At 66.0% G+C, this 12,607-nt stretch carries 7 protein-coding genes; 4 read left to right on the forward strand and 3 right to left on the reverse strand.

Going from position 1 to position 12,607, the window contains the following annotated elements:
- From LRH25_RS17235 to LRH25_RS17245, 3 genes are all read right to left on the reverse strand, one after another.
- Positions 1-1,626, reverse strand: a complete 1,626-nt coding sequence (locus LRH25_RS17235) for a B12-binding domain-containing radical SAM protein (RefSeq protein ID WP_141286799.1) — start codon at positions 1,624-1,626, stop codon at positions 1-3.
- Between the two features lie 125 nt (positions 1,627-1,751).
- Entirely contained in the window at positions 1,752-2,558 is an 807-nt protein-coding gene (gene map / locus LRH25_RS17240) for a type I methionyl aminopeptidase (protein ID WP_141286800.1), read from the reverse strand.
- A 70-nt stretch (positions 2,559-2,628) separates the two neighbouring features.
- Entirely contained in the window at positions 2,629-2,892 is a 264-nt protein-coding gene (locus tag LRH25_RS17245) for a ParD-like family protein (protein ID WP_141286801.1), read from the reverse strand.
- A 77-nt stretch (positions 2,893-2,969) separates the two neighbouring features.
- On the opposite strand from LRH25_RS17245, the gene LRH25_RS17250 reads away from it, so the two are divergent.
- The 4 genes from LRH25_RS17250 to LRH25_RS17265 all read left to right on the forward strand — a co-directional run.
- On the forward strand, positions 2,970-3,797 hold the full coding sequence (locus LRH25_RS17250; protein WP_141286802.1) for a 4'-phosphopantetheinyl transferase family protein: 828 nt from the start codon (positions 2,970-2,972) through the stop codon (positions 3,795-3,797).
- Between the two features lie 337 nt (positions 3,798-4,134).
- Entirely contained in the window at positions 4,135-4,359 is a 225-nt protein-coding gene (locus LRH25_RS17255) for an MbtH family NRPS accessory protein (protein ID WP_141286803.1), read from the forward strand.
- Positions 4,360-4,404: 45 nt separating this feature from the next.
- Entirely contained in the window at positions 4,405-7,794 is a 3,390-nt protein-coding gene (fabD, locus tag LRH25_RS17260; protein ID WP_141286804.1) for an ACP S-malonyltransferase, read from the forward strand.
- A gap of 56 nt (positions 7,795-7,850) precedes the next feature.
- The coding region (locus tag LRH25_RS17265) for an SDR family NAD(P)-dependent oxidoreductase (RefSeq protein ID WP_231011780.1) at positions 7,851-12,607 on the forward strand (4,757 nt) is incomplete at its 3' end.

Raw genomic sequence — 12,607 nt, forward strand, 5'->3', positions numbered from 1 at the left:
TCAGTTGCTTTCAGCATAGAAGCCCTCCACTTCAGGACGCGTATAGCGGCGCAGGCGCTGCAGCACCTTCAACTCCAGCGGCCGCCGATAGATGCCGCTCCAATAGCGCGGCAGCGAGGCCGCCTGCATCATTCGCCGCCCCCAGTCGCCGAGGCTGAAATCCGTGCGCGTCGGGTAGCGCGCATTCATCACCGTCTCGAAGTCGTGGATGTGCCGCACCATCGCCGGCGTGAGCCATGGTGTCAGCGGATTGCGGTGCAGGTCGAAGGATTCCCACGCCGGGCTGACCCAGTCTTCCAGCGTGTTCGGGAAGCGGAACCCCGCGGCCTGGCTGCGCTGCTGCAGCGCAGTGCCCTCGGTGGGTACCGGGCTGTAGATGTAGAGAATGACTTCGGTCGCCGGGCTCTGCTGCTTCAGCTGCCGGATGAAGCCGATGTCGCGGTGGATCTGCGCCCAGACTTCGGCTTCGGTGGGCCTGGGAAAGCCCAGCACGAACGAATACTCGGGGGTGATGCCGAAGGACAGCAGGCGTGCGGCGAAGCGCAGGATCTGCGCGCCGGACTGGCGGCCGCCCTTGTCCACCATGGCCAGCACTTCGTCGTCGCCACTCTCGGCGCCGAAGAAGATCATGCGGCAGCCGGCCTCGCGCATCAGTGCCAGGGTCTGGTCGCTGAAATGGTCCAAGGTGTCGATGCGGCCCTCGCCCCACCAGGCCACGCCTTGCCCGCGCAAACGTTCGGCAAAGGCCCTCACCCGTTTTTCTGAAACGAAGAAGTTGTTGTCGGTGAATTCGATCGCGTCCACGCCGTGCGCGTCGCGCATCTGCAGCACGTCCTGGGCCACCAGCTCGGCCGAGCGCGCCACCCAGCGCCCCTGGTAGAGCGGCACCACGGCGCAGAAGGCGCACATGAACGGACAGCCCATGCTGGTGTGCATCGCGTGGGTGCGGCGGCCGAGGAAGGTGCGGGGCAGGTAGCGCCGGATCGGGTGGCGCCGCGCCAGCAGGTCCAGCGGCAAGGCGGGCTGAAGGTCCAGGTCCGGCAGTGGTGCCTTGCCGGTGCGCACCACTTCGCCATTGCGCAGGAAGATCAGCCCGGGGATCAGTTCAGGCGAGCGGCCTTCGCACAGTGCCGCCAGCAAGGCGGGCAGCGAGCCTTCGCCGGCCGACTGCACGACATAGTCCACGCAGCCCGACTGCAGCACGGCCTGCGGATGGTTGGAGGGAAAGTAGCCGCCCCAGATCGTGACCAGCCGCGGAAAGTTCGCGCGAACCTGGCGCGTGACCGGCACCGCCTGGCGCAGTTGTGGCCCGGGCATCACCGTGCAGCCGAAGAAGCCGAACCTGCCGGAGGCCAGCAGCGGCTCGATCACGGCCCAGGGGTCGGCCTCCAGGTTGCCGTCGACCAATTCGATGTCGCAGCTGTCGCCCAGCGCTGCTGCGATGTGCAGCAGGCTGTTGGGCACGCGGCCGGTGCGCGTGGCCCACGGGTTGAACAGCAGGATGCCGGGCTTCGGCCGTCGAGCTGGACCGGCAGTGGCGCCCGCCTCGCCGACGGCCACCGACGAACCTCGGCGGCTCACCGGAAAGCGCACAGGCACGGCCGCTGGCTCGCGCGAAACATTCATCGTTGCCCATCCTCTCTTCTGGCTGCTGTGCGGTGAGTACCGCAAGGCGCCGTCAGGGTTGAATGGGCTTTGAAATTTCCTTGTTTCTACTTGCTACGAGCTTCGCCGGGCCTGCGCGCCACGGGTCAATTGATTGCCGGGTAGCTGCCCGTGCCCTCCGGCCAGGGCGTCAGCACTTCGAAGCCCTCGGGCGTCACGGCCACCATGTGCTCCCACTGGGCCGACAGTGAATGGTCCTTGGTCACGACGGTCCAGCCGTCCGACAGCTCACGGGTGCCCGCCTGGCCGGCGTTGATCATCGGCTCGATGGTGAACACCATGCCGGCTTCCAGCCGCAGGCCCTGGCCGGGCTTGCCGTAGTGCAGCACCTGTGGTTCGTCGTGGTAGACCTTGCCGATGCCGTGGCCGCAGTATTCGCGCACGACGCTGAAGCCGTCGCGCTGGGCCACCGTCTGGATCGCGTGGCCCACGTCGCCCAGCGTCGCGCCGGGCCGCACCTGGCGGATGCCGGCCAGCATCGCTTCGTAGGTCGTGTTGACCAGCCGCCTGGCCATCGGCCCCGGCTCGCCGACGAAATACATGCGGCTGGTGTCGCCGTGCCAGCCGTCCTTGATCACCGCCACGTCGATGTTGACGATGTCGCCCTTCTTCAGGATCTTCTGGCTGGACGGAATGCCGTGGCAGACGACCTGGTTGACCGAGGTGCAGACCGTCTTCGGATAGCCGTGGTAGCCCACGTTCGCAGGAATGGCCTTCTGCACCTTGACAATGTGGTCGTGGCACAGCCGGTCCAGCTGCTCGGTGCTGACGCCCGGCTTCACGTGCGGCGCGATCATCTGCAGCACCTCGGCCGCCAGCGCGCCTGCTGCGCGCGCCATCGCGATCTCTTCTGGCGACTTGATCAGTTGCGCCGGTTTCTTCACGGCGCTCATTGGTGCACCCTGCGGCCTGCGGCCGGTCCCACCAGGCGGGAATGAGCCCCTTCGGGCGGCCGGGCGGCGCTCATGCCGCCACCCGTGCCGCTTTCGCAGCTCGCTTCTTCGCAGCGCTCACCTCGGGCAGCGCAAAAGCAAAACCGCCATCGCCACGTTGGCTGGCCTGCAGCATCAACTGGCAGATCTCGCCATGGCTCAGCGCCGGGTTCAGCTCGGCCAGCATGCCGACCCGCATCCAATGCTCGGCCTGGGCATTGATGGACCGGCTCAGCGCCTCGCTGGCCGCCCGCAGGTTGTCATGCATCTGGTCTGAAATCTTCACAATGCCCATGATGGTGTGCGCTATACGTTTCATACACAAAACATATATTACCTCAGCGCGTCGAATCCCGGCAGAATCCCGTCGCCATGAATGCGTCGCGTGCCGAACCGGCCCAAGGCTTCTTGTTGTCCCCCGCGGTGGGCGGGCTGGGTGCAGACCCGCGCTGGGAGCACTCGGAAGCGGGGCCAACAAGCTTCGGGATCTCAACCATCACTGTCGCGAGCACCGTGCTGTGGCAGGACGCTCGCCTGGTCTGCGACCAGGCCCTGGGGCGCGGATGCGCCTTCGTCGCGATCCTGCACGAGGCCGGCGATTTCGCCGACGAACATGTGCTTGCCGACGCGGATCGGCAGCGCGCCATGCGCTATCGGCAAGCCGGGGATCGCAAGAACTTCGTTCTGGGTCGAACAATGGTTCACCATCTCGTTCGACCCAGGGGCGCTTTGGTGCCCTGCGCTTTTTCATTCGGCGTTCACGGCAAACCTTTCCTGCCCGGGTTGCCCGCCTTCAATCTCTCCCACTCGGCCGAATGGGTGGCCTGCGCAGTCAGTCCGGGCGAGTCCGTCGGCATCGACGTCGAAGCTTTCCTGCGCCTCGGGGACCATCGGGACCTGCTGGCCGGGACCACCCATCCGGCCGAACGCCTGGCCATCGCCCGGGCCGAGCCGGATGAGCAGCCGGCGCTTTTCAAGCGCTGCTGGACTCGCAAGGAGGCGGTGCTGAAGGCGACCGGCAAGGGCCTGAGCGACGACCTGTGCGCGATCGACGTGGGGCTCGCGGAGCGGCAACCGCTTGTCGGCGATCCGGCCTCGCTGCGCTTGGTCGACCTGCTGGTGGGCGATGACCGGGTGACCGCCTGCCTGGCACTGGAAAAGTGGGTGCCTGGCGTCGTCGTCATGCATGTGTCGCGATAAGCGGTCATCCTGTTGCGGTTGGGTCCCGGATGCTGGTCGATCCTGGCAATCCCTAAATTCACCACGCAAGCTGTAATAACTGGCGCTGCATTGCATCAATTCGTAACTTTCGAATCGCATCGTGTGTGCTGTATTCGCAAGGGCGAAACACATTAAAGTGAGTCGATCAGGCGTTGCTGTGGTGTAAGAAGGCTGTTTGCTTGTTACCGACGCGAAGCTGTCGCCTGGCTGTCAGGTTGGGCCCCATCAGGGTTTGACCCAGCATTTTTGTGGTGAAAATTGAGACAGGGGTCGGTTCTCAAAAGGAGCCGATTTTCTCTTTTGCAGAAGGTGATTCATGTCCGGCATTCCGTCAGAAGCAATCTATCAAGTGGTTGTGAACGGTGACGGTCAATATTCGATCTGGCCATTCGAAAAGGCCAAGCCGGAAGCTCGGGGGTGTGCGGCTGTGCAGGGGCCGCGCGATGCCTGCGTTGAATTCATTCGCAAAACCTGCTTCGATATGCACCCGCGTCCAGTCAGTTCGCTGATTGAAGGCGCGACTTCGAAAGTGCGGAGCTGAGGCGCTCGCCGCCAGCACGGTGTCTCCACGCATCAGCATGCGCGCATGAGAACCGTATTTCTCTTCTCAGGGCAAGGCTCCCAGCATTTTCAAATGGGCCGGGAGCTCTTTGAGCGCCATGCCGGTTTTCGCGCCACGCTGGAACGCGCCGACCGCTTGGCGCGTGCGCATTGCGGCGAGTCGCCACTGGCGGCGTTGTTGGACGAGCGCCATGCCAGAGAGGCGCCGTTCGAGCGGCTCCTGCACACCCATCCGGCCATCTTCATGGTCGAGTACGCGTTGGCAAAGGCGCTGATGGCCGCCGGCGTGCAGCCGGACCTCGTGCTGGGCGCCAGCCTGGGCACCTTCGCCGCCGCAGCCGTGGCCGGCCATGTCGACCCCGACGCCGCGCTGCTCGCGGTGATCGACCAGGCGATGGCCGTGGAGGCGCATTGCGAGCCTGGCGCCATGGTGGCCGTCATGGGCGAACCGGCGGCATGCCTGACGCCGGAACTGTTCTCGATCTGCGAGCTTGGCGCCCGCAACTTCGCGACGCACTCGGTGATCTCGTTGCCGGCTGCCAACCTGGCGGCAGTCGAGCGCCAGCTTCGCCAGCACGGCGTGGTGTTTCAGCGGCTCCCCGTCCGCTATGCCTTTCATTCGCGCTGGATCGAGGCTGCCCGGCTGCCTTGCCAGCAGGCCTTGAGCGGGCTCCAGATTCGCCAAGGCAATGTCCCCGTCGTTTGTTGCGCCACCGGTGATTTCCTGCGCGCCTTGCCCGCAAATCATTTCTGGTCGGCGGTGCGCCTGCCCATCCAGTTTCACAAGACCCTGCACCAAATTGAATCCCAGGGCTGCCATCGTTATATCGATATCGGGCCGGGCGGGACGCTGGCGACATTCCTGAAGTACGGATTGCCAACTGGGTCGAAGTCCGCTGTCCATCACGTGATGGCGCCATTCGGCAGCGACTTGGGGCGATTCATGGGATTGGCCGCGACCGGACGAACTCCCAACATCACCGGCTCCGCGGCGAGGCGCCATCCGGACAACCCCACACCAGACGAACCCATCATGGACGCACCCCAGTTGAAGGCAGTCATCTTCCCCGGTCAGGGCTCTCAGTTCAGGGGAATGGGCAAGGCGCTGTTTCCCCTTTTCCCGGAAATCGTTGCCAGCGCGTCCGAGATTCTCGGCTATTCGCTCGACGAGCTGTGCCTGAATGACCCGCAGGGGAAATTGTCGCAAACCCAATTCACCCAGCCGGCGATCTTTGTCGTCAACGCACTGCATTACCACCGGCAACAACAGCTGCAGCCCGACCTTCGGCCTGATTTCTTCGCCGGTCACAGCCTCGGTGAATACAACGCCTTGCTCGCGGCCGGCGTGTTCCCGTTCGAGACCGGGCTGCGCCTGGTCAAGCGGCGCGGCGAACTGATGGCCGCCGCCAAGCAAGGCGGGATGGCCGCGGTGATCGGGGTTCCGGCCAATGAACTCAGGGCGCTGCTCGACAGGCACGGCCTCGAACAGGTTGACATCGCGAACTTCAACTCGCCAACGCAGACGGTGATCGCGGGCGAGAAAGGCGCGATCGCCCAGGCTGCGGAATTGTTCAAGCGGCAGGACCTGCGTTGCGTGACCTTGGATGTCGGCGCCGCATTCCACTCCCGCCTGATGCACCCCGCCCGGGCCGAGTTCGCCGGATTCCTGCAGCAGTTTTCGTTCACCGCGCCACATGTCCCGGTGATTGCCAATGCCACGGCGCGACCCTACGACCCCGGCCGCATCGCACAGACCCTGGCCGACCAGATCGCAGCGCCGGTGCAATGGGTCGATTCGGTGCGCTACCTGATGGGAAGAGGCGACATCCTGTTCCAGGAGATCGGTGCGAACGTGCTGACGAAGATGGTGCTGGACATCAGGGCCAAGGAGACGCCTATCCTCGATGCGCGCCCGAGCGCCCAGCCGGTTCGCGAATCGAAGCCTGAAGCCGCTGCAGTTCGTGAACCGCAACCGTCCATCGCGCGCAGCCCGCAACGCCGGGTCGAAGCCACATCGCTCGGCAGCGAGGTGTTCCGCCGCCGCTTCGGCCTGAAGTTCGCCTACATGGCCGGGGCGATGTACCGCGGCGTGGCCTCTGCCGAGTTGGTGATCCGCATGGGCAAGGCGGGCTTTCTGAGCTTCTTCGGCGCCGGCGGACTCTCGCTCGCCAAGATCGATGCGAACATCGTTCGCATCCAGGCCGAGCTGAAGCAGGGCCAGCCCTATGGCATGAACCTGCTGGCCAACTACGAATATCCAGCGCAGGAAGAGGCGGTGGTCGACCTTTACCTGAAGCACGGCATCCGCACCGTCGAGGCCGCTGCCTTCATGCAGATGACGCCAGCGCTGGTCCGGTTCCGGCTGCTGGGGCTTCGCACCAATGCACGCGGAGAGACGGTGTGCGACCACCGCATCGTCGCGAAGATCTCGCGCCCGGAAGTGGCGAGGGCGTTCATGATGCCGCCGCCAGCGGCCATCGTGGAGAAGCTGCTCGCGCAAGGCCTGGTCACGCCGCAGCAGGCCAGGTTGGCGCAAGGCGTGCCGGTCAGCCACGACATCTGCGTCGAAGCCGATTCCGGTGGCCATACCGATGGCGGCATTGCCGCCGTGATGCTGCCGCCGCTGCTGCGCCTGCGAGACGAGCTGCAGCGCACGCATGCCTATGCCGAGCCGATCTGCATGGGCCTGGCCGGTGGCATCGGCGGCCCCGAGGCCGCGGCCGCTGCGTTCCTGCTCGGCGCGGACTTCATCATGACCGGTTCGATCAACCAGTGCACCGTCGAAGCCGGGATGAGCGACGAGGGCAAGGCCATGCTGCAGGAGATCGACATCCAGGACACCGAATACGCGCCGGCCGGGGACATGTTCGAGATCGGCGCGCAGGTCCAGGTCATGAAGAAGTCGGTGTTCTTCCCGGCCCGCGCGAACAAGCTGCTTTCGCTCTACCGGCACTACAACAGCCTGGACGAAATCCCCGAGCGCACCCGTCGCCAGCTGGAGACCACCTTCTTCAAGAAGAGCTTCGACGAGATCTGGCACGAGACGGCGAACTATTTCAGGTCTGCTGGTCAGGCGCACGAGATCGCCAAGGCCGAAGCCAATCCGAAACACAGGATGGCGCTGGTGTTCCGCTGGTACTTCGCCTACTGCACCCGCATTGCGATGGCCGGCGCGCCCGACGACCGCGTGAACTACCAGATCCAGACCGGTCCGGCATTGGGGTCCTTCAATCAGTGGGTGAAGGGAACCGAACTCGAGCCATGGCGCCAGCGCCATGTGGATGCCATTGCGCTCAAGGTCATGGAGGGTGCTGCGGCGCACCTGGCGGGCTTTCTGACCCGCTTCATCGATCACACACCGCTTGAGGCCGAAGCGCCTCAGACACAAACCACGGAATGCCCTGTCGAAGTTTGACAGCCGTCAGCACCGGCTGACCAGGCACTTGAAAGAGACAGATCGCAGGGACTTGGATGAACACGGTTGATCAGCAGTTTGGGGACTTCGAAGACCACTCGAAGCCCTTGGGGCAGGCGCGTGGGGCAGACGACGGTCGTGTCGGCGACATCGCCATCATCGGCATGGCCTGCCGGTTTCCTGGCGCTGAAAACTACGCGCAGTTCTGGGAGAACCTTCGCCAGGGTCTGTCCAGTGTCAGCGAGATTCCGGCGGGCCGATGGGACCGGGACGCCTTCTATTCGGCCGACGCGCAGGAGAAGAACAAGTCCATCAGCAAATGGGGCGGCTTCATCGAAGGCGTAGAAAGTTTCGATGCCGATTTCTTCGGCGTCTCGACGCGCGAAGCGGCGGTGATGGACCCGCAGCAGCGCCTCATGCTGGAGCAAGCCTGGACTTGCATCGAGGATGCCGGTTATGACCCGCTGCAGTTCAGCGGCAGCCGCACCGGCGTGTACGTCGGCGTCTTCAATTACGACTACGAAGACCACCTGCGGCATGCGCTCGATGTGATCGAGGGCCATGTCTCCACCGGCACCCACGCTGCGCTCATTCCGAACCGCATCTCGCATTTCCTGAACCTGCACGGCGTCAGCATGCCGGTGGACACCGCATGCTCCAGCTCGCTGGTGGCGCTGCACAAGGCGGCGCATGCGATCCGCCGCGGTGAATGTGATCAGGCCCTGGTGGGTGGCGTCAGCGTGCTCTGCAGCCCGACGCATTTCATCTCGTTTTCCAAGACCGGCATGCTCTCGCCGGACGGCAGCTGCAAGAGCTTCGACGAGCGCGCCAACGGCTATGTGCGTGGCGAGGGTGCCGCCATGCTGCTGGTCAAGCCGCTGGCCCAGGCCATTCGCGACGGCGACCGCATTGCCGCCGTGCTGCGCGGCAGCGCGGTGAACCACGGTGGCCATGCGCGCACGGTGACCTATCCCGGCTCGCTCGCGCAATCCAGGGTGATCGGCGAGGCCCTGCACGAAGCGGGTGTGCCGGTTGGCACCATCGCTTATGTCGAAGCACACGGCACCGGCACGCCCAAGGGCGACCCGATCGAGGTCGAAGGGCTGAAGCTGGCTTTCGCCCGCGTGGCGGCGGAGCGCGGCGAGGCCCTGCGCGACCACAGCTGCGGCATCGGCAGCGTCAAGGCCAACATCGGCCACCTCGAATCGGTGGCCGGGCTCGCGGGCCTGATCAAGACCATCCTGTGCATGCGGCACCAGGCGCTGCCGCCGCTGGTGCACTTCCAGAAGCTCAACCCGCGCATTGCGCTGGACGGCAGCCCGTTCTTCATTGTCGACACCGCGCGCCCGTGGCCGGCATTGGTCGACGAACAAGGTCACACCCTTCCGCGCCGGGCCGGCATCAGCTCCTTCGGCTTTGGCGGGGTCAACTCCCATGTCGTGGTCGAAGAGTATCTGGCGCCCGCGGAGGTCAAGCCTGCACCGGCCCAGCCTGCCCTGATCGTGCTGTCTGCCAGGACGACAGCCGTGCTGCAGGACAGCGTGCGCCAGTTGCTGGCCGCCATCGCGTTGCCGGAGACGCGGCGTGCCGGCATCGCGGACCTGGCCTACACGCTGCAAGTCGGGCGGCGGGCGATGGCCGCGCGGCTTGCGCTGGTGGTCGAATCCTTCGATGCACTGCAAAGCGGGCTCGAAGGCTGGCTGGCGCAAGGTGCCGGATTCCCCGGCGTTTTCAGCGGCGAAACCTCGTCGATGGACGGACACGCCAGCGCGCTGACCGCCGAAGGCGACTTGCGGGCCGCCGCGAAGCAATGGGTCGAAGGGGCCGAGTTCGATTGGACAGGCCTGCACAGCGGCGGCGCTCGTCGCCGGTTGGCACTGCCGACCTATCCGTTCGTCAGGCAGCGGCATTGGGTGGACGCCAGGCCCCTGCCGACAACGGCTGTGCACGCGACCCTTCATCCGCTGGTGCATCGCAACACCTCGAACCTGCACGGCCTGCGTTTCAGCAGCCGTTTCACTGGCAGGGAGTTCTTCCTCGCCGACCACGTCGTGCAGGGCCAGCCCACCTTGCCGGGTGCCGCGCAGCTGGAAATGGCGCGCTTCGCAGCCCATCAGGCATTCAGCGGCCAAGCTCGTCTGCGCCTCCAGGACATTGTGTGGTTGCGGCCCGCGGTGGTGGCCGAAGCCAAGGACCTGCACCTCGCGCTGTTTCCCGAGCGCGGGGGAGGATTCAGCTTCGAGCTCTATGACGGCGATGGCACCGGTGTCGACGAAGCCACCGTGTACAGCCAGGGCGCGGTCATGGTCCTCGGGAACGAGGCGGCGGTGGTGCATGACCTTGCTGCGTTGCGCGCGCAATGCAAGCAATCGCATGTGGACGCTGCGACCTGCTACGTGGCGTTCAGCCGGATGGGCCTGGACTACGGACCTGGCCACCGTGGGCTGAGCGAGCTGTTCATCGGCCAGGGCCTGGCGCTGGCGCGCATCACACTGCCGGACTCGGTGAGGACTGGGCGCGAGGCCCAGGTGCTCCATCCGAGCGTGTTCGACGCGGCGCTGCAGGCGGCGGTGGCCTTCCACGCCGACGGCGCGGGTGGGCTGGACAAGGCCACGCCGATGCTGCCCTTCGCCTTGGGTGCGTTGGACGTGCTGGGCGCCTGCAACGCCGGCATGTGGGCGCTGCTGCGCCGCAGCCCGGGCAGTGCCGCCAGCGATGCGCTGCAGAAGTTCGACATCGACCTGTGCGACGACGCCGGCACGGTTTGCGCCAGGCTCAAAGGGTTCTGCCTGCGCGCAGCGGCAGCTCCTGCGGCTGACGAGCCTGTGCGCAGCGCCTTGCTGCAACTGGCGTGGGCGCCGCAAGCTGCTGTCGCCGTGGCGAATGCGGCCGGCTTTGCGCGCCATGTCGTGCTGCTGTGCGGCGTGGAGGCAGCGGACCTGGCATTCGACCTGGCACAGCGCCTGCCGGGCGCAGTCTGTCTTTCCCCCGCCCAGGGTGACGACCTCGCCCAGCGCTTCGAGGCCGCGGCCGCTGCATTGCTGGAACAGCTGCAGTCCTTGGGCGCACAGCCCGGGCAACACCTGATCCAGGTGCTCGTGCCGGCCCATGGAGAGGACCAGGCCATGGCCGGCCTGGGCGGCATGCTGCGCACGGCGCAACTGGAGAACCCGCGCATCGTCGGCCAGCTCATCCACGTGGAGGCGGGCCAGGACCTGGTGCAGGTGCTGGCCGAAAACAGCGGCAGCGCGCCGGCTCAGCAAGTGCGCTACCTGGGCGGCCTGCGCCAGACGGCCCGCTGGGCCGAGCTGCCGCATGGCAGTGACGCACCCGCACCGTGGAAGGCGCGCGGCGTTTACCTGATCACCGGTGGCGCAGGTGGTCTCGGCTTGATCTTCGCGCGTGACATCGCGCTGCGCGCAAGGAACGCCGTGCTGATCCTGACGGGCCGCTCGGCGCCGGACGAACGCATCCAGGCCGAGATCCGGTCGCTTGAAACACTCGGCGCCGTGGTTCGCTACCACGCTGTGGACGTCACCGATGCAGCCGCGCTGACAGCATTGGTGCAGGGCATCCCGGAGGAGTTCGAGAGCCTGGACGGCGTCATCCACGCCGCGGGCGTGCTGCGCGACAGCCTGCTCTTGCGGAAGACCCGGCAGCAACTGAGTGAGGTGCTGGCCGCCAAGGTGGCCGGCACGGTCCACCTCGATGAAGCCAGCCGCGATCTGGCGCTGGACTTCTTCATTTGCTTCTCGTCCACCTCGGGTGCGCTGGGCAATGTTGGGCAGGCCGACTATGCGGCCGCCAATGCCTTCATGGATGCGTTTGCGCAGCACCGCACCGAGCTGGCGGGCCAAGGCCTGCGGCAGGGGCGCACGCTGGCGGTGAACTGGCCGCTGTGGGAAGAGGGCGGCATGCAGGTGGATGCGGCCACGCGCGAAGACATGCGGGCGCGCACTGGCCTGGTTCCGCTGCGCACGACCAACGGTCTTGCGGCGCTGGGCCAGGCCTTGGCCAGTGGACTGCCCCAGGTGCTGGTCGCGGAAGGCCAGATCCGCCGGTTCGAGGACAGCCTGTCCGACCCCGCCAGGCCTGTGGTGTCGGTGGTCGCGCACGAGCCAGTGGCACTCAACGCCGCGCCCGACGCGCTGCAGGAAAAGGCCCAGCGCTACTTCGTGCAGCTGCTGTCCAGCACGCTGAAGCGGCCGGCGCATAGCATCGACGCCAAGGCGCAGATGGAGGCCTACGGCATCGATTCCATCCTGGTGATGGAGTTGACGCGCACCCTGGAGCAGGTGTTCGGCCCGCTGTCCAAGACGCTGCTGTTCGAGTACCAGACGATTGCGGCGCTGGCTGAGCATTTCCTGCAGAGCCACCGCGCCCGCCTGAGCGAGGTGCTGGGTGCAGGCGAGGCCCTGACCGCACCCGTCGCCGCGCGTCACGAAATGCCTGCGCCACCGGTTGCGAATGCGAGCCGCCGTCCGCGTTTCGGGTCGACTGTGCTCGGCCTTCAGGACAGTTTCCCGCCGTCAGCTGAGACCTTGCGCACCCTGTCCAACACGGTGGGCAAGGACATCGGCGAAATCGCGATCATCGGCCTGTCAGGCCGCTACCCCGAAGCTGGGGACGTGGGTGCGTTCTGGGCGAACCTGAGCGCCGGCAAAGACAGCATCAGCGAGATCCCTGCGGAGCGCTGGGACTGGCGAGCGTACTTCGACGAAGACCGCAGCCGGGCCGGCAAGACCTACAGCAAATGGGGCGGCTTCATCGAAGGCGTGGATGAGTTCGACCCGCTGTTCTTCAACATCTCGCC

This window comes from Ideonella azotifigens, from assembly GCF_021043325.1.
Classification (GTDB): domain Bacteria; phylum Pseudomonadota; class Gammaproteobacteria; order Burkholderiales; family Burkholderiaceae_C; genus Ideonella; species Ideonella azotifigens.